Below are 22,703 nucleotides of genomic sequence, written 5' to 3'. Positions count from 1 at the left end.
GTTCAACTAAACAAATACCTACATTTATGAAAACAAAACTATTTTTATTCGCGTCATTACTTATGATGCTTAAAATGAGCGCTCAAGGTCTTCCCTGTCGGACGAGCGAAGAGAATGAAAAAATCTACAAATCAAATCCTCATGCATTAAAAGAAAAACAAGACTTTGATGCTTTTAGTAAAAACTTCAGTACCGCAAGAAAATCAAAAACAGGTAAAATGGCCGAAACCTCTTATGTCATTCCTGTTGTATTTCACATTTACGGTGACGTTCAGAGCGGAAAAACAGTTACTTATCAAAAAATCGTAAATCATTTACAACATCTTAATGATGATTTTAACGGCCGTAATGCCGACTATCAAACGGTTGATCCTTTTTTTCAAGCCAGAAGAGGTACTTTAAAAATCGAATTTAAACTTGCCAAAATCGATCCAAACGGCGGCTGTACTTCGGGAGTTGTATTTCATCCTGCTAAAAATGGTTTTGGTAACGGCGGCGGTTACGACGATCAAATCGCAGCCGATGCTTGGGACAATACAAAGTACATGAATGTTTACATTCAAAACGATTTATACGCAGATGGCGCTTTAAACAATTCGGGCGTTGCTTGGTATCCTGATTCTGGAATGACTGCGAGCAATACTGCAAGGGTTGTTTTTAATGGAGCTTATTTATATGACAACTCCTATAGCACAGAATTTTCGGCAACGCTTACTCATGAATTTGGACATTTTTTGAACCTAATTCACACTTTTGAAGGAGGCTGTACAGGTACTGATGAGGTAGACGATACGCCTCTTGAAGACGGAAAACATACTTTGGCCTGTACTCAAGGTACAAACTGCAACGGAGACAGAGTAAACAATGAAAATTATATGGGGTACAATGGTGCTCAAGGCTGTTACAAAATGTACACTCAAGGACAAATCGACCGAATGGTTGCTGCCTTAGAACATCCCGCAAGAAAATCACTTTGGCAGGCAGACAACCTTATTGCTACTGGAGTAAACGCTACTGGAGGTTTACTAACCGTAAACACAAGTTCGTTTAAAGAAGCTATTTCTAATAATGGTGCTTTTGATACCGCATCAATCGTAACACTTTCCGGAAAAACATTTGCGCTTTCGTCAGGAACAATGACTTCTGGAACACATTTTTCTCATACTTTTCCAGCGGGAATTACACCTGTAATCACTGTTAATTCAAACTCACAATTAACGGTAACTTTAACTGGAAACGCTGCAAATCATCAAACAGCCAATAATACAAAAGGCGCAATTACATTTTTACCTGCCGCTTTCACAGGCGGAACTGCAGATCTAACCTGTACAAGCTTAAACTATGACTTTAAGTTTGTAGATCCTTATGGAATTTACTTTGTCGACATGCCAGACGCGACCGCATCTGCTGCTCAAACTTGGAAAGCATTTAAAATAAACAAAGGCGATGATCCTGCTTTTGGTTCTTGGAGATATACCGCCAATGCTTTAAAAATTGAAACTTATGCAAAAAAATTAGTGTGCGAAGCTGGAACAAGAAATATTACACTGCTTCCTGCTAATTCTTCTGTAAGTGCCGCAAGTAATTTCACAGCTCCGGGAGCTTATCCAAATCAGTTAGATTTGCGCACCGCAACATATACTAATTGGGACGGAAAAACTGGATATGTTGGTTTCGATTATCTTATTGATGGTTTAACTTGTTATGGCTGGTTTAAAGTTACGGTTGACGCAAACGGAGATGGTTTCAGCATTACTGAATACGCTTACAATACACAACCGGGAGCCGCAATTTATACTGGAATGACTCCAAAAACTGCCGTAGTTCTTTCGACTGATACTTTATATGAAGCAGATGCTAATGATGGAGGTGTTACCACAAATGCTGTAATTTCATTGTCTACAAATAATGGAACTTTTACAAAAAGCTCTGGAACTTTTACTGCAAATACGGACTACACTATTACTGGCGTTCCAGCAGGTTTAACAGCAGTTTTAACCTTGCAAAGCAACTCAAAAGCAGCCCTTACTTTTACAGGAAAAGCAAGTTCACATTTACCAGCCAATGATGCTGCAGTAATTGTAACGTTTAAAGATGCTGCAATTACTGGCGGAATAGCAACGCTTGACAATGCGGCAAAAACCATCAATCTAAAATTCGAATCTCCTTACGGAATCTATTATGTAAACAATCCCGATTACGTCGCTTCACCAGCATCGGTATGGCAATATTTTGATTTAGGAATTGGCGACAATACGGAGTATGGAGCGTGGCAATATGCCGCTAACGCTTTAAAAATTGAAACGTATGGTAAACGATTGGTAACTGAAACTGGAACACGAAACATTGCTAAAATTGCCGCAGGAACATCTATAGGTGCAACAAGCAACTTTACTGCTCCAGCAGCATATCCAAATCAATTAGATTTACGCACGGCAACTTACACTGCTTGGGACAATCAAACGGCTTATGTAGGTTTTGAATACAGCAGAAGAGGCAGAACTTGCTACGGGTGGTTTAAGGTAAAAGTAACCACAAACGGAGACGGTTATACAATTTCAGAGTTTGCTTATAATACACAGCCAAATCAAGCCATTATTGCTGGAGCAACAGGCGGAATAACCGTTGCAGCTCCAACAAATTTAGTTGCAACAGCAAATTCAACCAGTCTTCAAGCTGTTTTAACGTGGGTTGATAATGCCACTAACGAAACGGGATATACAGTAGAAAGAGCTTCTGCAGATGGTGTTTACAGCAGTATTGCAACTTTAGGCCCAAATGTGGTTACGTACACTAATACTGGATTAACTGCTGGAAATACTTATACTTACAGAGTTAAAGCCAGTGCAAATGCTGTTTCTTCAGATTATTCGAATGTCGCGACTGCTGTTATCGAAGCTGCATCTGCTTATTGTACGGCGCAAGGAAGCAATTCATACGAGTATATTAAAGATGTTACTATTGGAAGTTTTACAACCACATCTGGTGCAGACGCCTCAGGTTACGGAAATTATACTTCTAAAAACATAACATTAACGCCTAATACTAGCGCTGCAGTAAGCTTAACTCCAGGTTTTTCAGGTTCTAATTATTCAGAATCTTGGGGAATTTGGATCGATTACAACAAGAACAACACTTTTGAGCCTTCTGAAAAAGTAATCAACGGACTTTCGTCAACGGGCACTGTAACTGGCAATTTTACAGTTGCAGATGGAACTGGAACAACAAGAATGCGTATTGTAATGAAATACAACGGAAACCCAGCAACTGCCTGCGGGAATATTGGCGATGGTGAAGTTGAAGATTACACAGTAACTTTTGGAGCTTCAAATCCTAATCCAGTTACTTTAAATACGCCGACAAATATTGGAAATTCAGGCGTTTATTCATCAGGATTCTATGCTTCTTGGACTGAAGTTACTAATGCTACAAGCTATGAAGTGCAATTGTACAAAGCTGCAACAGGATGGACAACTACAGGAACTTCAACTACATATTATTTATGGATTCCGAAACAAGGAACTGAAACAGCTTACAGATTTAGAGTAAGAGCAGCAAATGCATCTGGAACGAGTGCTTGGAGTAATTATCTTGACATCAATCTGCCGCTTTCTGGAGCTCAAGGAAATGATATTTTAACAGGTAAAAAATCATTCTCAATGTTCCCGAACCCAGCAACTGACGTTGTAAATTTCAATTTTGAAAATGTAAATGTCGCAACTGCTGTAATTACGATTTACAATAATGTTGGTGCCGTAATTGATGCTGTTCGCAATACATCAAGCTATACCTTAAAGAATGTACCAACTGGTATTTATCATGTAGTACTTACTGATGGTAATTTCACTCAGAGAAAAAAACTAATCGTTAAGTAATTATAACCCATTGGGTGTAATTGCAAAAAAATAATCTAACACATAGAAACATAGATTTGATACATAAAAAAAGGAGATGAAAAAGAAACACATTTCTTTCACATAGCTAGTCCCGATCCCGAAACTTCGGGACGGGGTGCATTAAAAAAAGTGAAACGCCTTTTCACACTACAAAAGCTATGTTTCTATGTGTTGAAAGTAATTACACACAGCGGGTTCACCAAAATTAAAATACAATTCTAAAAAACAAAACCGCTGAGAGAACTCTTTCAGCGGTTTTTCATTTTGCATAACTTTGTATTTCTAACAAACGAGAACTATGAGAAAGCAATATAATCTGCGTCCAAGCAAAGATGGTCTAAAAGCCTGGGATGTGCATCGATTGGTAGAATTATCAAAAAAATTTCCAATAAAGAATATTTTACTCAGCGAAATAAAAGAGGTTAACGAACCTTATTGGTTTCAAGATTCAGATCAACAGCCAACTTGTGCGGCGATTCTAGAACACATTAAACTTATAGACGCTGTAGATTTGCAATATCCCATTATTTTATGTGCCGACGGACGTTTAATGGATGGCATGCATCGTGTAATGAAAGCTTTACAGCAAGATCAAACTCATATTAAAGCAGTACAATTTGAAATCACACCTGATCCTGATTTCATAGGAATTCCAGCCGATAAACTGCCTTATTAAATTTTATCTCAAGGCGTACAAATAAAAATCCCGCCTATTTATGCAAGTTGATTTACATAAATAGACGGGATTTCTGTTTCTTGTTTACTAATTAATACCCAAATGGATTTTCAACACTTTCCATTGGCGTTGTAAACCATTTTGGTCCGTTTTCTGTCATATAAAAATGATCTTCATGACGAATACCAAATTTTCCAGGAATACAAATCATAGGTTCATTGCTAACCACCATTCCTTCAAGAAGTTCAATTTTACTGCCTCTTACTAAATATGGATATTCATGAATATCTAAACCAGTTCCGTGCCCTACTCTATGTGGTAATCCCGGCAAATTGTAATTTGGACTTAAGCCTGCTTCTGCCAATGTTTTTCTGGCTGCATCATCAACAGATCCGCATGAAGCTCCTATTTGAGCAGCTTCAAAAGCGGCATGCTGCGTTGCTTTTTCCAAATTCCAAATTGTTTTATATTCTTCAGATGGAGTTCCGTATGAATATGATCTTGTAATATCCGAAAGATATCCTTCGAGTTTACAACCAGTATCAATAATAACTGCTCCGTTTTCTTTTAAATCCTGAGGTACAGAAACACCGTGTGGATATTGCGTATCATCAGCAAATAAAACAATACAAAAATATGAACCAGAGACTGCACCTGCTTTTATATGAGCATCATTTATAAATTTAGTAACCTCAGCAACCGTAATTCCAGGTCGTAATATTTTTGCCGCTGCACGCTGTACGACCATTGTAATATCTTTTGCTCTTTGAATAATAGCAATTTCGTTAGCCGATTTTTGCATACGACAAGCTGATGTTATTGCAAGTGCATTGATAATGCTATACGACTGATTTGCTTTTACAACACCATCAACCAAAAAATAAGGAGCTGATTCGTCTATTGCAACATCTCCGTTTACAATGTTTTTACCTTTCAATAATTCTCCCATCAAAGCATAAGGAGATTCGTGCTCTTCCCAACAATTAATTTTTCCGTTTAATTGCATGTACTTTTTAAATGTACCTTCTTCAAATTTTGGAACAATATAATCCAGCGTTCCATCATCATATAACAAAGCGCCCACCATTCTTTCTGATGGATTCCATTTCGTTCCTGTAAAATAATAAAGGTTTGTTCCTGCATTAACGTACAGCACTTTTACGTTGCTGTCTTTCATAATAGTAACTGCTTTTTTTAAACGCGCCAAATATTCTTCTGGCTGAATTGGCTTTACATCCAATGTCATATTTTCGATTTTCTCTAACTCAGCAGCAGCAGTTGAGCCTCCTATACCAATTGTCATTTTATATATTTTTTAAAAATTGATTAATTATCTAAACTTGTTCACGTGTACTTATTTTCAACACATAGAAGCATAGCTTTTTGTTGCGTGAAAAGGCATTTCACTTTGCATGAATGCACATAGAGGTTCTATGTGTAAATGATGTGTCATTTATTTTAATCTTTTATCCAATAAAACAAACCTATCCCGATAGCTATCGGGACTATGTGTTAAATAATTTTAAGCAATTACACTAACCTTTTTAATTATCTAAGTATAAAGCCATTTTTCATAGGATCTTTTGGATCTATTAAAAACGTGTTTACTCCAGTTACAAAAGCAGTTCCTTCTACTTGCGGAATTACAGCTTTAAAAGGACCAAATTTTTCTTCTCTAACAAGAGATCCTGTAAAAGTACTTCCTGTTATACTTTCTATTGTAATAAATTCATTCAAATTTATGGCATTTCTAGCTTTTTCAATCGCAATTCTTCCAGAAACACCGGAACCAGTTGGAGAGCGATCGACTTCTCCATCAGCAAAAACACAAACGTTTCGGCTGTGATTAGCAATATCAAGCGGTTCATCAATAAAAATGGTGCCGTATAAAAAACTCAAATCCTCCTCAAACGGATGCTGAATTTCTTTATCCTGATCCATCACAGCATGTTTTATATCAACGCCGCTCTGAATAATGGCACGGTAATTTTCTTCGGTTAAACCAAAATTCAAATGTGTATTTTTTCTCAAATCAACGTAAGCATAAAAAGCACCGCCATAAGCCAAATCATAAACAACATCGCCCACGTCTTGAACATTTGCAACACGATCTAAACCTACAACAAAACTAGGCACACAATGAAATCTCACTCCTGTTACTTCGCCATTTAAAATGGTTACATACGAAAAAATTCTACCGCATGGAGCATCAATTTTCAAATCATTCTCACCTTCTTTTATTACAATCCAATTCATTTTTGCTGCCAAAGTACTTATTGCAATAACCGCATGACCGCACATACTGCTGTATCCTTCATTATGCATAAAAAGAATACCAAAATCGGCATCATCATCATTTGGCGGAAGCAAAATACAACCGTACATATCAGCATGACCGCGAGGCTCAAACATCAATGCCGTTCTTAAATAATCGTAATTTTCTTTTATATCTCTTCGGTATTCTAAAACCGTATTTCCTTTCAGTTTCGGAAAACCAGAAACAATTACGCGCAAAGGTTCACCGCCTGTATGCATATCAATTGTTTTTATCTGCAGTACATCTGCCTCAGCTTTATAATCAATATTATTACAAATATTATGGTAGGTTTTAGACATTTTGTTGTGTTTTTAAATTATACTCTTCATAAAAATATCCAGCCGCAACAAGATCTTCTAAAGCGTGTCCAACGGATTTAAAATAGGTGATTTCAGTCTGAGATGTTCTGCCTGTTTTGATATTACTGCACAGTTCAAATAAATCTGCTTTGATCGTTTCTTTTGTGATAATTCCACTTGTCAGCGGAATCAAAATATCACCGCTTTCCTTAAGTCCGCCTTGATAAGTGTCCAGAAATAAACTTGATTTTAAAACAGCTTCATCATCTGCCTCACGCATATCTTTTTTATATGCGCCAACAAGATCTAAATGTTGTCCTGCTTTCAGCCATTTTCCAAAAACAAGCGGAACAGGTGATAAAGTTGCTGCCGAAATAATATCAACTTGAGAAATAACTTCTTCTACAGTTGAAACCGGCTTACAGCTGAACGAAGAATTTTTAAGTGCATCGCAGACCAATTGCGCTTTTTCTATTGTTCTTCCCCAAACAAAAACCTCTTTTATTGGTCTTACACTCGCATGAGCTTGAATTAAATTTATAGCTAAAGCTCCCGTTCCAATCATCAGCATAGACGAAGACTCTTTTCGAGAAAGATAACTGCTTGCCAGTGCAGATGTTGCCGCAGTTCGTTTTCCTGTTAATGACTTCGCATCAAGAATTGCTTTTATATTTCCTTTATGTCCATCGAGATAAATATAAGTTCCTTGTATTGAAGGCAAATCATATTTACCATTATTAGGACTTACGGTAACTATTTTCACTCCTAAATCTTTGCCCGCTTGAAACGCCGGCATCAGCAGTAATGTCGAATCTTTCTCTTCTGCAGGATTAGGATAATCATGATGATGACGCATAGGAACTTGGATCGCCGAAGTCGAAAATCCAGCACGAAGTCTTTCTATAAGCTCTTTAAAATTGCATTTTTCTTCAATGAAATGATCTGAAATAAGTTGTATAGGTTCCATATATTTTGTTGAAATTTTATTAAAACAATCCGTTGAGTGAAATTAATATTAACACATAGAAACATAGATTTTGTATTCTCAAAAAGGCATTTCACTTATTTTAAGTACACAGAGTTAAAACTATGTTCAAGAAATATATTTCTCTTTTACATTCGTTATTGCGCCAAAAAACTATGTTTCTATGTGCTGAATATTTTTTTGAATTGCACCCAACAGGTTAAAAATAGAAGATTATTTTATGATAATACTATTTCACCCAAAATCAGATAACATACGCCAACTTAAGGTTAATATAGTACAAATTGATTAGGCTTTATGATCCTATTTTTATAAAAAACAATTTTAAAAAATAATGAAAAAGTTAAAACACATTTTAGTAGTACTGTCTGTTTCCTTGACATTCTGTACTAGTTTTGCTCAAACTGAAACCACAGCTCAAACGAGCTTAGAAAGCAAATTGAAGGAATTATTTCCTGATGCTGCTATTACAAAAACTAAAGACCTTGATGGTTTTAGCGAGTCTTATCAATTAGTTCTTAACGAACCTTTAGACCACAATAATCCAAAAAAAGGAACTTTTAAGCATTATGTTTATTTATCGCATTTAGATTTTAAAAGTCCAATGGTGATTGAAACTGAAGGTTATGCGGCACGCTATAAAAAAACCGAATTAAGTTCTTTACTGCATACGAATCAGGTAATTGTTGAATATCGTTTTTATGGAAATTCGAGACCTAATCCAATTCAATGGGAATATTTAACTAATGATCAAGCGATTGCCGATTATCATTCGATTGTAACAAAATTGAAGCAATTGTATACCGGAAAATGGATTTCGACTGGAATTAGTAAAGGCGGAGAAACAACTTTAATTTACAAATCGAAATATCCTAATGACATTGATGTTGCAGTTCCGTATGTAGCTCCTTTAATAAACACACAGGAAGATCCTAGAATCGAACAGCATCTGGCAACTGTAGGAACTGCAGAATGTCGTAAAAAAATAACTGATTTTCAACGTACTTTACTTCAAAACAGAACAGCGCTTCTTAAAGAAATAAAAGCATATGCTGAACAAGAAAAAATGACTTTTACTGAGGTTTCTTTTGATGAAGCGTTAGAATATGGCGTTCTTGAATTTCCTTTTTCGTTCTGGCAGTGGGGAGGAAAATGCGAAGACATTCCAAACAGCACAGCATCATCAAAAACGCTCTTTGATTATATGAACAAAATTGTTGGAATTGGTTACTACAACGACAAAAATTATTATGATTTATTGCCATCGTATTATCAGCACATGAGCGAGCTAGGTTACTACGGATTTGATTTTACACCGGTTAAAGATTTATTGACAACTGTAAAAAGCACGTCGAACAATCGCTTTGCACCAAAAGATGTACGAATAACCTACAATCCAAAATACATTAAAAAAGTGAGGGATTATGTAGAAACTAAAGGTTCAAAAATACTATACATTTATGGCGGTTATGATACTTGGGAATCTTGTTCTCCCACTCCTAATTCAAATCTCGATGCTTTAAAAATGGTTTTAGCCGGCGGCAGTCATGCAACTAGAATAAAAAACTTTTCAGAGCAGGATCAAAATAAAATAATGAACACACTGACAAGATGGTTAACAGAACAACCGAACTTAAATTAAAAAAAGAGGCTGAAGAAACTTTTTTCTTCAGCCTTATTTTTATAAATCAATTTTGAACACAAATTTCACCAATTTACACCAATTTTAATAGGTTAATCTTGTTTGTGACAATTAGTGTAATCCGTGTTTCTTTTTTACTTGTCTCTAAAAGGCAGCTCTAATGAGCGTTTTTTTAATTTATTATACAGGTACATTTTTTTCAAAAGCTGAACCAAAAGAGAAGAAAGAATCTGTACTTCCTACACCTTCAATTTGATGAATTTGCTCGTATAAGATTTTACGAAGTTCTTCATTATTATAGGATACAATTTTAATAAATAAAGCATATTTTCCAGAAACCCAATGACATTCAATTACTTCAGGAATTTCTTTCAATTTTTCAGCAATTGAGTAAGAAAAACGCGCTTCTTTAGTAACAATCCCTGTATAGGTAACCGTTTCATAACCAAGTTCTTTGGCATTCAGTTTTACTGAAAATCCGGTAATAATTCCAGACTCTTGCAATTTCCTGACCCTTAAATGTACGAGCGAGTTTGATATGTTTAATTCTTTAGCTAAATCAGAAAATGGCACTCTTCCGTTTTCACTAAGTTTTTTGATGATTTCTTTATCTAAATAGTCAGTATTTTCATTGTTTTTTGCACTTGCCATGGTTCATTTTTTTGGATTGATTATACTATTTTGACAATTCTAAAGCTGATTCCAGCATTTAAAGTGTCAAAATTACAAAAAAACAATCACGAAATGTCTAATTATTAATAATCACGTACACACAATGTTACAATAACATCATTTTATATAGATTTGTGTCATAATCACACATTTTTAACAAAACCAAAATGAATAAAGATCAACTACTTACAAAACTATGGGAGCAATATGCAGCTATTACTCCATCAGCGAAAAAAATTCATGAATTATTAGAAGAAAAAGGTGAAGTAATAAAAAATGACCATATCGCAATTCGAACTTTTAATGATAAACGTATTAATATAGAGGTATTAGAAAAACCATTTTTAAATGTTGGTTACGAAGCAAAAGGTGAATACAATTTTGAGACTAAAAAATTATTTGCAAAGCATTACGAACACGCTACAGATAAAGATGCTCCAAGAATTTTTATTTCTGAATTGGAATTAGAAAAATGTTCTGATGAATTGCAGGAAACTGTAAAAGACATTTTGAACAGCTGTGATGATGATACATTCAAGAATCCTGAGTTAGTATTAAGCGGTTCTGTTTGGAAGGCAAATTCACAGAAAATCTATAAATCATTATTAAGTGAATCTGAATACGCAGCCTGGATGTATGTTTACGGTTTTAGAGCCAATCACTTTACTATAAATACTAATGCTTTAAAAGATTTTGAAACATTAGAGGAACTGAACACTTTCTTAGAAAACAACGGCTGGAAATTAAATGAATCTGGCGGAAAAATTAAAGGTACTCCAGAACAATTATTAGAGCAATCAAGTACATTGGCTGATTTGTATACAATTGATTTTGAAGAAGGAGCTCTGGAAATTCCATCTTGCTATTATGAATTTGCTCTTCGTTATCCTATGTCAAACGGAGAATTATATCAAGGTTTTGTTGCTTCATCTGCCGATAAAATATTTGAAAGCACAGATGTTAAACTGCAAAAATCTTAATATTCAAAACATTGGGTATAATGCATAAAAAATTAAACACATAGAAACATAGATTTTATGTTTTTGAAAAAAGTAAATCAAAAAGAAACTCATTTCTCACACATAGTCCCGAAGCATCGGGATGTATTAATGCAAGTGAAACGCCTTTTTTGAGTTCAATAATTCTATCCCGATAGCTATCGGGACTATGTGTTAAAAATAATTACAATTCAGATTGATTCACCGCAATCTCTCTTATCAAAAAATCAGCTTTTTTAAGGTCCGATAAAAGTTGAATAACATATCAAAAAAGGTCAAAATGACAACAACAGAATTACAATTTGGAATAAAAGAAGCTTTAAACCAATTAGGCATAAAGGAAATTAACGAAGGAACGTCAACAGGATTAAATAACTTTTCGAACGGGGAAATACTGGAAAGTTTTTCTCCTGTTGACGGACAGTTAATTGCTAAAGTTAAAACTTCGACAGCAGCAGATTACGAAAAAGTAATGGAGGCAGCTACAACTGCTTTCAAAACATTTCGAGTAATGCCGGCACCTCAACGTGGTGAAATCGTACGTCAGTTTGGCGAAAAGCTGCGCAAAAACAAAGAAGCTTTAGGTAAACTGGTTTCATATGAAATGGGAAAATCATTGCAGGAAGGTTATGGCGAAGTGCAGGAAATGATCGATATCTGCGATTTTGCAGTAGGACTTTCGCGTCAGCTTCATGGCTTGACTATGCATTCTGAGCGTCCTGGACATAGAATGTACGAGCAATACCATTCTTTGGGTGTCGTTGGAATTATTTCGGCATTTAATTTTCCAGTAGCCGTTTGGGCTTGGAACACAGCTTTAGCTTGGATTTGCGGTGATGTTTGTGTTTGGAAACCATCTGAAAAAACACCTCTTTGCGGAATTGCATGTCAAAACATTATTGCTGAAGTTATCAAAGAAAACAATCTCCCTGAAGGGATTTCCTGTTTGATCAACGGCGATTATAAAATTGGTGAAATACTAACAAATGATAGCCGTATTCCGTTGATTTCTGCAACAGGTTCTACTCGCATGGGTAAAATTGTAGCGCAGACAGTTGCAGGACGTTTAGGGAAATCGTTGTTAGAATTGGGAGGAAATAATGCCATTATTGTAACTCCGGATGCTGATATAAAAATGACGGTTATTGGTGCTGTTTTTGGTGCTGTGGGAACTGCAGGTCAAAGATGTACATCTACACGTCGTTTAATTATTCATGAAAGCATTTATGACAAAGTAAGAGATGCAATCGTTTCGGCTTACAAACAATTACGTATTGGAAATCCTTTGGATGAAAAGAATCATGTTGGACCATTAATCGACAAACAAGCAGTCGAAATGTACAACTACGCTCTTGAAAAAGTAGTTGCCGAAGGAGGTAAAATTCTAGTCGATGGCGGCGTACTTTCTGGCGAAGGATACGAAAGCGGCTGTTATGTAAAACCTGCAATTGCTGAGGCAGATAATTCATTCGAAATCGTACAGCATGAAACTTTTGCTCCTGTATTGTACTTACTTAAATACTCAGGAACTGTTGAGAATGCAATTGCTGTTCAAAATGGTGTTGCACAAGGATTATCATCGGCAATTATGACCAATAATTTAAGAGAAGCTGAACTGTTTTTATCCGTTACAGGTTCTGATTGTGGTATTGCAAATGTGAATATAGGAACTTCTGGTGCTGAAATTGGCGGCGCTTTTGGAGGAGAAAAAGAAACCGGAGGAGGAAGAGAATCTGGGTCTGACGCTTGGAAAGTATACATGCGAAGACAAACCAATACAATCAATTATACTACTAGTTTACCATTGGCGCAAGGAATAAAATTTGATCTGTAAGCAAAAACTAAAAAAAACTAAAAAAAAACAGATTAAAAATTCATCGCATTTTATATATCAGGTTTGAAACCGAAGCCAAAAAATAAACTGCTTTTATAACAATTTTAAAAAACTAAAAAAAAAAGAAAAACTATCGGATTTTAATTAACCAAAAACTATCACCAAATGAAAAAACTATTAATTAGGAAGCTGAATTTTATTCCTTTACTATTATGTTTATGGCTGCCAACTCTCCATTATGGTCAAGCACAAAAAAGCATAACTGGAAAAGTAACTGATGATAAAAACAATACGTTACCAGGCGTAAGCATTTCTATAAAAGATTCAAACTACAATGCTTCAACAGATTTTGATGGTAATTATACCTTGTCATTCCCATCAAATTTGACAAATCCTACGATCATTTATTCGTTCTTAGGTTTTATTCAAAAAATAGAAACTGCAGACAACCGGACTACGATTAATGTAACAATGGCTGAAGAAACCAATAAGCTTAATGAGGTTATTGTAATTGGTTACGGCTCTCAGAAAAAAGGTAATGTTACCGGAGCCATTTCCTCTGTTAAGAAAGAAAGTATTGAAGCAAGAGCTACGACAAATCCTGCCGAAGCGCTGCAAGGTTTAGTAGCGGGTGTAAATGTGCAAAAAAGCGGTGGTATTGCCGGTGCTGATGTAAGGGTAAAAATACGTGGAGTAAATACCTTTGGAGCAACTGAACCGCTTTATATTATTGACGGATTTCAAGGCGATATTAAAACTATAAACCCAACAAACATCGAATCGATGGAGGTTCTTAAAGATGGAGCTGCTGCGGCTATTTATGGATCTGTTGCGGCAAATGGAGTAATTATAGTTACTACCAAAAACGGTCAAAAAGAAGGTATAAAAGTAGATTTTAGTTCGTTTTTAAGTTTAACAAATGTTGCTAACACTTTAGACTTATTAGATGCTGACGGTTATCGTACTGTACATAAAAGAATGTATGATGAGTATAACAAATATGCTACATCGCCAAAGCCGCTTCCTGCTTATATTACTGCTCCATCTGATGTTAATACAGACTGGCAGGACGAAGTTTTCCGTTCTGGACTTACTCAAAATTATGGTTTAGGAGTTCAAGGAAGACAAGGCGATATTAAATTTGCTTTGTATGGTAACTACGTAAAACAAAAAGGAGTTGTAATCGATAATGATTTTGGTCAGCAAACAGCAAGTGCAAGAGTGAGCTTTAAGAAATCTATTTTTGATGTAGATGGAAAAATGGCTTATATAGCAACACAAAATGCACTGCCTAATTTTCAATTAAAAGAGGTATATACAATGGCTCCTTTAGTTCCTGTTTACGATTCAAATGAACAATATGGTTATGGATTAACAGGTAAAAATGGGCTTCCGGCAGGAACAAATCCAGTGGCAGAAGAACATTTTAGAAAAAGCAAAGACAACGGACAGGATTTAACAGCAAATATTGCTATTACAGCCAACATTACTTCATGGCTGAAATACAAAATCGCCTATTCTTACCACATGAAAAACAATCAGCAAATGGCTCATTTTCCGCCGTTTATTGCTAATCCAAAAGAAGTACATCTTTATCCGATGCAAACGGAGTTGAGATCACATTGGGATGAGCAGATATTAGATAATATCATCACTGTTGATAAAACTTTTGGAAAACATACTTTTGGTTTAATGCTTGGTAACACTATTAATGGTCAATCATCAAACTGGAATCAAGTAAGTGTTGAAGGAAAAACAACAGACTATTCTGTAGAAAACGGAGAGCTGGTATCAATCGATCGTCCGTCTGGATTTTTAGATCCAAATTTTGAAACTATCGGTGCAGGTAAAGGAGGAACTTACTCTGCTGACGGTTCAAAATTTCAATACAATCGTGTTTCATTTTTCAGCCGTTTAAACTACTCTTTCAACGATCGTTACTTACTTCAAATGACGGTTAGAAAAGATGGTTCCTCTAAATTTGGAGAAGACAGCCGTTGGGGAACTTTCCCATCGATTGCTTTAGGATGGAAAATAGATCAAGAAAACTTCTTCCCAAAAGACTTTTTCATCTCAAATTTAAAACTACGTGCAAGCTGGGGACAATTGGGTAACGAAGCTGCTTTAGGATATTACTCTGCAAATACTTTAATCAAAACTGGAAATACTCTAGGCAACGGTTATGTACAAGGAGTTGGAAGTAATCCATGGCCGGGAAGTATTGCAACTGCATTAGAAAACAGAAACTTGCAATGGGAAACAACCGATTCTAAAAACGTTGGTATCGATTTCACGCTAAAAAGCGGAAAAATCAGTGGTTCGATGAACTACTATCATAATGTTACTGATAATTTATTGATAACAAAAAGATTAGCACCGTCTGCAGGTATTGATAATCCGATACTTAACGTAGGTAAAATCAGCAACAGCGGTTTTGAACTTGAGGTAAACTACCGTGATCAAGTTGAGGAATTTAAATACAATGTAGGTTTCAACCTTACCACACTTAAAAACAAAGTAGAGTCTTTGGCAAACGAAGGGCAAACTATTTATGGTGAAGGATTGAAATTTGGAGAAGAACATTTCCCAACACAAGCACGTGTAGGAAGTCCAATAAGTGGTTTCTATTTGTATAAAACCGATGGTATTTTCCAAACTGTTGAGGAAGTAAAAGCACACAGCAAAAACGGTGTTTTATTACAACCAAATGCACAGCCTGGAGATATTCGTTTTAAAGATTTAAATGGCGATGGTTCTATAGATGAAAATGACAAAGCTTACGCTGGAACAGGATTACCAAAATTAGAAGCAAATCTAAGTTTAGGAGCGAGTTACAAAGGTTTCGACTTCTCTGCATTAATAGGAAGCGGATGGGGTAATAAACTATATAACGGAAATAGATATTTTTACGAATCTATGAGTGCAGGAACCAATATGCTGGCTTCGACTCTAAATTCTTGGACACCAGAAAACCGCAGCAACATGCCACGCGCCGTATTGCAAGATCCTAACGGAAACAGCCGTGAGTCTGATCGTTTTCTTGAAAGCGGAAACTTCGTGAGAATGCGTCAGATACAATTAGGATATACAATCCCAAGTAAAATGTTAGGTAAAGCTAAAATAGACAAACTTAGATTTTATGTAAGTGTTGAGAACCTATTTACAATCACTGATTACTCAGGTATTGATCCAGAATTTTCTCGCGCATCTGTTCTTGATACTGGTGTTGATCGTTTTGTTTATCCATTTACAAGATCATTTGTATCAGGTGTTCAATATATATTTTAATTCTATTTAAAAAAGACAAAATCATGAACAAGATATTTTATTTATTATCCATCATAAGCTTATTCACTATTACAAGTTGTAGTGATTATCTAGACCAGCAATCTCCAGACCAGCTTACCTCTGGTAATTTTTGGAGAAATAAAGCCGATGCTGAATCTGCTTTGGCAGCAACGTATTCACAACTTGAAGCAGCTGTCGACGAATGGGCTTTTGCCGAAGTAAAATGGCCGGTTGAAGCGTATCGTGAAGACATTTGCGACTTAGGAAGCGATGCCTTAAACTACCAAAGCTGGGTTGAGCTTTCGACATTTACCTATACAAATGGTAATCCTCAATTTACAACGTATTGGAGACTTAACTATAGAGGAATCAGTAATGCTAATCAAGTTATCGATAAATTGCCGCAAGTTCCTGCAGCAAATTTAAACGATGCCGACAGAGCACAAATTGAAGCCGAAGCTCGTTTTTTACGTGCTTATTACCACATGAAACTGCTTCTAAACTGGGATCAGATTTATGTTAGAAAAAAATACATTACTAAAGAAAGCGATCTAAGCATTCCGTTATCAACACGTGCTGAAGCATGGGATTTTATTACAAGCGAACTTAAAGCTGCAGCAGCAGTACTTCCTGCAAAACAATCTACAGATAAAACGGGACGTGCAACAAGCGGTGCGGCAAACAGCTACCTTGGATTTGCTTATTTAACCAGAGCTTATGAAGAAACAGCTCAAAAACAAGCTTTCTTAAACGAGTCTCTTACTGCACTTAATAAAGTACAAGGATATGACTTAGTTAAAGATTACGTTTCTATGTTTGATGGTACTGCGAAAAATACCAGAGAATCGATCTTCGAATTACAATTCTCAGAAACAACAGCAAACGGTGCTTTTTATCGTAATGCTCTTCATTATTGGATGGCTGCTGCAGAACTAGGCGGATGGGACGAAATCCTGCCAAGTAAAGTACTTATAAACGAATTTAAGAAAGAAGGAAAAACAGCAACTACAGGTAACTACGATACTCGTTTTTACAGTACAATTTTCTTCAAAGATCCTTATTTTAATGATCCAAATAATCCGTTAGTATTAGGAACTACTTATGATGATAAATTTGGCGATACAGACAAACCTGTATTCCGTAAATTTATTCCAAGTACACAAGAAAAAATGAATCAGGAATTTACTGCAATCAATGTTCCATTAATGAGATACTCAAACGTATTATTGATGCAGGCCGAAGTATTAAACGAATTAGGTCGTACACCAGAAGCAATTCCGTACATCAACAAAGTGCGTAATAGAGCAGATATGCCAGCAATGACAGGAACAACTGCAAGCGCTGTAAAAGCTCAAATCGAACACGAAAGAATTCTTGAATTTCCTCTTGAAAACTATCGTTTTTATGACTTACGTCGTTGGGGAAAAACAAAAGCTGCTCTTGATGCTGCAGGACGTACTGGGTTTGATGCTGCAAAAAACAACTTCTACCCTATTCCGTTAACAGAATTACAAGCAAATTAATCCATTCAATAATTACAATTTCTAAAAGAATAGCCCTATATTTCTTGGGCTATTCTTTTTATCTAATAGCAAATTGCTGGAGATAGTATTCTATAAACCATTCTCCACAATATTATATTTATCTAAAAGCATCGATTGATATAAACGGCTGAAATAAAAACAAAAAACACTCAATAAAGACGAAATAACATGGGCAAAAGGCATACACTTTTTATTCTATCCTTCTTTTTTATCTTACAATCCGGCTCGGCGCAAAAAGGATTTCCAATTTTAGAATCCGCAAAAAACAGCTTAAATTATAAGGGAAATCCAGCGAATGCGACAGATCGTAACTCATTGGCTTTTTCAGATAAAGGCGCTTGGTTTGCATTCGGATTCTTGGATACACCAAATACGCAGGCAGGATTTTCCGGTCCATTTTTAATGACAGAACAAAACGGAGTTTGGCTGAGTCCATCATTTGTTTCTTTACAGCTTACTGACGAAAATAAAAACGAAGCCATTAACTGGAAAAACACTTTAGTAAATCAAAGCAGTTACAACAGCCATTTAGAGCAGCAATTTCAGAACGAAAAGGTAAATGTAAAACAACAGCTTGTTTATTTGTCAGGTCATTCGGTACTTCAAAAAACAAGTATTACCAATAAAACAGGAAAAACAATAACACTTTATCCGTCTTATAATGCCTCTCTTTTTTTAAATAATTTAAAGTTATCCGATGAAAACAAAACTTTAAAAATAGTTTCTTCAAAAAGTAAAGCGATTGGATACATTCAGTTTTTAAACTCAAATCCTGCAATCGAAATTACAAAAGAAGGTTATAAAGCTCAAACTGAAAAACTAACTTTAAAACCTAATGAAACTAAAGATATTGTTGTTTCTCAAACCTTTATTTTTCCACAGTATTCATGGCAGAAAGAAAAAGAAACGATAGCTAAAACAACATTTAACACACTGTTGAACAACACACAAAAAGAAAAAGAAAATCTATTGGCACAATTAATTGCCAAGAAAAAAGCGATTTACAAAGACAATATTTATTCTGATTTAATTGCAAAATTAGAATTGACATTACAAAACAATACCAGAATTGCAGCAGAAGGATTAAAACACGGAGGTCTTTTTCCGAGCTACAATTACGAATGGTTTCATGGATTTTGGGCATGGGACAGCTGGAAACATGCGGCAGCTGTGGCAAATTACGATGCTGAATTGGCGAAAAACCAAATGCGTGCTTTATTTGATTATCAAGAACCAAACGGTTTTATTCCTGATTGTGTTTACAGAAATAATCTTATCGAAGAAAACAATTACCGCAACACAAAAGCACCGCTTGCAGCATGGGCAATTTGGAAAATTTATGAGAAAACAAAAGATGCAGCTTTCTTAAAAGAGTTTTATCCAAAATTAAAACTATACCATAACTGGTGGTACAAAGAACGTGATCACGATCAAGATGGTTTATGCGAATTTGGCTCAACAGACGGAACTCTAATTGCAGGAAAATGGGAAAGCGGAATGGATAATGCTGTTCGTTTTGATGACAGTAAAATCTTAAAAAATGGAGAAAAAGCTTTTTCTTTAGATCAGGAAAGTGTCGATTTAAATTCATTCTTGTATGCCGAAAAAAATTATTTGAGTAAGATGGCTCAAGTTTTAAAATTGACCAAAGAATCAAAAGACTGGCAAGAGGAAAGCACAGCACTAAAAACTAAAATTCAAACTCAATTTTGGGATGCTTCTACGGGTTGGTTTTACGACACAACAATCGACGGAAAATCGTTAATAAAGATTATGGGATGCGAGGGATATCTGCCTATTTGGGCAGAAGTTGCAACTCCAGAACAAACTAAATTAATGAAAGAAAACATGCTTAATCCTGCTATTTTCAACACATTTGTTCCCTTACCGACATTAGCAGCAAATCATCCGAAATTTAAACCTGAAGGTGGTTATTGGAGAGGACCAATCTGGCTGGATCAAAGTTATTTTGGCATCAATGGACTTGAAAAATACGGATACACAAACGAAGCAAATCAATTAGCGCATAAGCTTATTCATAACGCTGACGGTGTTCTAGACAAAGGAACTTCTATTAGAGAAAATTATCAGCCTCTAACTGGAAAAGGACTTGAAGCTTATAATTTCAGCTGGTCGGCGGCGCATTATTTAATGCTTCTTTTAGAAGACAAATAATAAAACGCTGGATGCAGTAATTTTAAACACATAGAGGATACTTTTTTTTAATCGAAAAGAAGGCGTTTCACTTGTTTTAAATAAACATAACTGACTATATGAAAGAAATAAATTTCTTTTTATAACCTTTTTTCAGACATAAAATCTATGTTTCTATGTGTTTAAAAAAGTTAAAATATTACATCCAACAGCTTAAAACTAACGATCTAAATTTAATTAACACACAACAAGACAAAATATGTTCAACCAAAATATATCTCTTGCAAAATTTATTGCTGCAGTAACATTTATTGCAGGCAGTCATTCGACACCTATTTTTGCTCAAAATAAAAAAGCAGTTTCTTCAGAAAAAAAAGATCCACAGCGTTTTTTCTCAAAACCTGATTTAATGCAGATTGGCGTTTACTATTATCCTGAACAATGGCCAAGAGAACAATGGGAACGCGACCTGAAAAACATTAAAAAACTTGGTTTTGAATTTACGCATTTTGCTGAATTCGCTTGGACTTACATGGAACCGCAAGAAGGCGTTTATGATTTTAAATGGCTGGACGATGCTTTGGCTATAGCCGAAAAAGAAGGTTTAAAAGTGATTCTTTGTACGCCAACTCCAACTCCGCCGGCATGGATGGGAGAAAAATATCCTGAAATTTATTTAGTAGATGCAAACGGCCGTCGCAGAGAACACGGAAACAGAGCGAATGTGTCTATAACAAATGAAAAATACAGCCAATTTACAGATCAAATTGTTGCCGAATTAGGAAAAAGATACGGTAAGAATAAAAATATCATGGGCTGGCAGATCGACAATGAACCTCTTGGTACAGCAGATTTTAGTCCGTCGGCACGCAAAGCATTTCAAATTTGGCTTAAAGCCAAATACGGAACAATCGAAAAGTTAAACACAGAATGGGTTGGAAATTTCTGGAGCACACGTTACAATAACTTTGAACAAATTGTTTTACCAAATGCAGAAATGTATTTTGAAGATAAATTGAGTCCGCATGCCGTTTTAGATTTCAAAAGATTTACATCTGATGCTCAAGCTCAATACTTGAACAGACAAGCTGAAATACTTAGAAAATATGTTGATCCAAAACAATGGATTACAACAAACTTTACCAACGTAATCTATGACGCTGATCCAAGAAGTGCTGACAAAATGGACTTTATAACCTATACAATGTATCCTGTAAGCGGTCAAAATCCGTTAGGCGGCGATAGTTTTAGAATGGGTTCACCAAGCAAAATTTCAGAAGCAAATGATTACTACAGATCGATAACTGGCGTTACTGGTGTTATGGAATTACAGCCAGGACAGGTAAACTGGGCAAGTATTAATCCGCAGTTACTTCCGGGAACTGTTCACATGTGGATTTCACAGGCTTTTGGCGGCGGCTGTTCTTTTACTTGTACGTATAGATACAGACATCCGCTTGGAAGCAGTGAAATGTATCATGACGGAATTGTTGGTACTGATGGCGTAACACTTACGCAAGGTGGAAAAGAATTTGTACAATCTATCGAAGACATGAAATTACTTCGTAAAGAATACAATCCGAAAGCCGTAATACCGCAAGATATTGCGAAAAGAAAAACTGGTTTTTTATGGAGTCATGACAATCTTTGGGATTTAGAAAACCAGAAACAAACTAAATTCTGGAATACGTGGAAACACAGAAACACTTATACTTCGGCTGTTAAATCAACTGGTGCGCCAATGGATTTTATTACGGAAGAGGCTAATTTTGATGATTATCCATTTATTGTTGCTCCGGCTTATCAGCTTGTTGATCAAAAGCTGGTAGCAAAATGGCAAAAATATGTAGAGAACGGAGGAAATTTAATTCTAACTTGCCGTACAGGACAGAAAGACAGAAACGGTCATTTTTTCGAAGCAAATTGGAATGCTCCTATTGTTCCTTTAATAGGTGCTGATGTCGACTTTTTTGATATGCTGGTTGCAGATGTAAACGGAACGATTAAAGCAGGAAACAACAGCTACAAATGGAATACTTGGGCTGATGTTTTATCGCCTAAACAAGGAACAGAAGTTTTAGCCACTTATGACGATCAGTTTTATAAAGGCAAAGCAGCAGCTGTAACTCGAAAATTAGGTAAAGGAACTATCACTTATATTGGAGCAGAAAGCAACGATGGAAGTTTAGAGAGACAAATTGTACGCGATACGTATTCTCGTGCCAAAGTTGCGATTGAAAACTTACCAAAAGGCGTTTTTATAGAATGGAGAGATGGTTTTTATGTAGGCGTAAATTATACCAATGAGCCTATTAATCTGCCAATTCCTCAAGGAAGTAAAATATTGGTGGGACAAAACCCATTACAGCCTGCACAAGCTGTGATTTGGAAATAAAAG

At 35.7% G+C, this 22,703-nt stretch carries 13 protein-coding genes; 9 read left to right on the top strand and 4 right to left on the bottom strand.

The genetic code is table 11. The features are described 5' to 3' along the window. Positions 1–26: 26 nt before the first annotated feature. Positions 27–3,875, top strand: a complete 3,849-nt coding sequence (locus B0A81_RS12270; protein WP_089058298.1) for a M43 family zinc metalloprotease — start codon at positions 27–29, stop codon at positions 3,873–3,875. A 319-nt stretch (positions 3,876–4,194) separates the two neighbouring features. Then, a complete protein-coding gene (locus B0A81_RS12265; RefSeq protein WP_089058297.1) occupies positions 4,195–4,572 on the top strand; it encodes a hypothetical protein in 378 nt (125 codons plus the stop codon). A gap of 91 nt (positions 4,573–4,663) precedes the next feature. On the opposite strand, the gene B0A81_RS12260 is transcribed toward B0A81_RS12265, so the two are convergent. The 3 genes from B0A81_RS12260 to B0A81_RS12250 all read right to left on the bottom strand — a co-directional run bounded on the left by B0A81_RS12260 (position 4,664) and on the right by B0A81_RS12250 (position 8,155). Next, complete coding sequence (locus B0A81_RS12260) at positions 4,664–5,875, bottom strand: M24 family metallopeptidase (RefSeq protein ID WP_089058296.1); 1,212 nt, start codon at positions 5,873–5,875, stop codon at positions 4,664–4,666. Positions 5,876–6,120: 245 nt separating this feature from the next. Further along, the gene (locus B0A81_RS12255; RefSeq protein WP_089058295.1) at positions 6,121–7,188 is read right to left on the bottom strand and encodes a proline racemase family protein; all 1,068 of its coding nucleotides are present in this window, start codon (positions 7,186–7,188) and stop codon (positions 6,121–6,123) included. Then, complete coding sequence (locus B0A81_RS12250) at positions 7,181–8,155, bottom strand: ornithine cyclodeaminase family protein (protein ID WP_089058294.1); 975 nt, start codon at positions 8,153–8,155, stop codon at positions 7,181–7,183. Before B0A81_RS12250 ends, B0A81_RS12255 begins: the two co-directional genes overlap by 8 nt. Positions 8,156–8,507: 352 nt before the next feature. On the opposite strand from B0A81_RS12250, the gene B0A81_RS12245 reads away from it, so the two are divergent. After that, complete coding sequence (locus B0A81_RS12245; protein ID WP_089058293.1) at positions 8,508–9,815, top strand: S28 family serine protease; 1,308 nt, start codon at positions 8,508–8,510, stop codon at positions 9,813–9,815. A gap of 180 nt (positions 9,816–9,995) precedes the next feature. On the opposite strand, the gene B0A81_RS12240 is transcribed toward B0A81_RS12245, so the two are convergent. Continuing rightward, positions 9,996–10,466, bottom strand: coding sequence for an Lrp/AsnC family transcriptional regulator (locus B0A81_RS12240; protein ID WP_089058292.1), 471 nt, complete (start codon positions 10,464–10,466; stop codon positions 9,996–9,998). Positions 10,467–10,654: 188 nt separating this feature from the next. Here B0A81_RS12240 and B0A81_RS12235 point away from each other — a divergent pair, with 188 nt between their 5' ends. The 6 genes from B0A81_RS12235 (at position 10,655) to B0A81_RS12210 (ending at position 22,700) form a co-directional block, all read left to right on the top strand. Next, positions 10,655–11,467: a DUF1338 domain-containing protein gene (locus tag B0A81_RS12235; protein WP_089058291.1), complete on the top strand. Its 813-nt coding sequence runs from the start codon at positions 10,655–10,657 to the stop codon at positions 11,465–11,467. A 298-nt stretch (positions 11,468–11,765) separates the two neighbouring features. After that, complete coding sequence (gene amaB / locus B0A81_RS12230; RefSeq protein ID WP_089058290.1) at positions 11,766–13,319, top strand: L-piperidine-6-carboxylate dehydrogenase; 1,554 nt, start codon at positions 11,766–11,768, stop codon at positions 13,317–13,319. A gap of 165 nt (positions 13,320–13,484) precedes the next feature. Further along, positions 13,485–16,607, top strand: a complete 3,123-nt coding sequence (locus B0A81_RS12225) for a SusC/RagA family TonB-linked outer membrane protein (protein ID WP_244281402.1) — start codon at positions 13,485–13,487, stop codon at positions 16,605–16,607. A gap of 23 nt (positions 16,608–16,630) precedes the next feature. Further along, positions 16,631–18,130 carry a RagB/SusD family nutrient uptake outer membrane protein gene (locus B0A81_RS12220; protein WP_089058289.1) on the top strand — a complete coding sequence of 500 codons (1,500 nt, stop codon included), beginning with the start codon at positions 16,631–16,633 and terminating at the stop codon, positions 18,128–18,130. 189 nt (positions 18,131–18,319) lie between these two features. Beyond that, positions 18,320–20,326: an MGH1-like glycoside hydrolase domain-containing protein gene (locus B0A81_RS12215; RefSeq protein ID WP_089058288.1), complete on the top strand. Its 2,007-nt coding sequence runs from the start codon at positions 18,320–18,322 to the stop codon at positions 20,324–20,326. A 238-nt stretch (positions 20,327–20,564) separates the two neighbouring features. Next, positions 20,565–22,700 (top strand): beta-galactosidase, encoded by a 2,136-nt coding sequence (locus B0A81_RS12210; protein ID WP_089058287.1) that lies wholly within the window; start codon positions 20,565–20,567, stop codon positions 22,698–22,700. The last annotated feature ends 3 nt before the right edge of the window (positions 22,701–22,703 follow it).

Source organism: Flavobacterium plurextorum (assembly GCF_002217395.1).
Classification (GTDB): Bacteria; Bacteroidota; Bacteroidia; order Flavobacteriales; family Flavobacteriaceae; genus Flavobacterium; species Flavobacterium plurextorum.
This window is presented reverse-complemented; position numbering and strand designations above follow the sequence as displayed.

Bases quoted from the DNA above. Each gene is read 5' to 3' on its own strand.
- B0A81_RS12270 (WP_089058298.1), top strand. From the start codon at position 27: ATGAAAACAAAACTATTTTTATTCGCGTCATTACTTATGATGCTTAAA.
- B0A81_RS12265 (WP_089058297.1), top strand. From the start codon at position 4,195: ATGAGAAAGCAATATAATCTGCGTCCAAGCAAAGATGGTCTAAAAGCC.
- B0A81_RS12260 (WP_089058296.1), bottom strand. From the start codon at position 5,875: ATGACAATTGGTATAGGAGGCTCAACTGCTGCTGCTGAGTTAGAGAAA.
- B0A81_RS12255 (WP_089058295.1), bottom strand. From the start codon at position 7,188: ATGTCTAAAACCTACCATAATATTTGTAATAATATTGATTATAAAGCT.
- B0A81_RS12250 (WP_089058294.1), bottom strand. From the start codon at position 8,155: ATGGAACCTATACAACTTATTTCAGATCATTTCATTGAAGAAAAATGC.
- B0A81_RS12245 (WP_089058293.1), top strand. From the start codon at position 8,508: ATGAAAAAGTTAAAACACATTTTAGTAGTACTGTCTGTTTCCTTGACA.
- B0A81_RS12240 (WP_089058292.1), bottom strand. From the start codon at position 10,466: ATGGCAAGTGCAAAAAACAATGAAAATACTGACTATTTAGATAAAGAA.
- B0A81_RS12235 (WP_089058291.1), top strand. From the start codon at position 10,655: ATGAATAAAGATCAACTACTTACAAAACTATGGGAGCAATATGCAGCT.
- amaB (WP_089058290.1), top strand. From the start codon at position 11,766: ATGACAACAACAGAATTACAATTTGGAATAAAAGAAGCTTTAAACCAA.
- B0A81_RS12225 (WP_244281402.1), top strand. From the start codon at position 13,485: ATGAAAAAACTATTAATTAGGAAGCTGAATTTTATTCCTTTACTATTA.
- B0A81_RS12220 (WP_089058289.1), top strand. From the start codon at position 16,631: ATGAACAAGATATTTTATTTATTATCCATCATAAGCTTATTCACTATT.
- B0A81_RS12215 (WP_089058288.1), top strand. From the start codon at position 18,320: ATGGGCAAAAGGCATACACTTTTTATTCTATCCTTCTTTTTTATCTTA.
- B0A81_RS12210 (WP_089058287.1), top strand. From the start codon at position 20,565: ATGTTCAACCAAAATATATCTCTTGCAAAATTTATTGCTGCAGTAACA.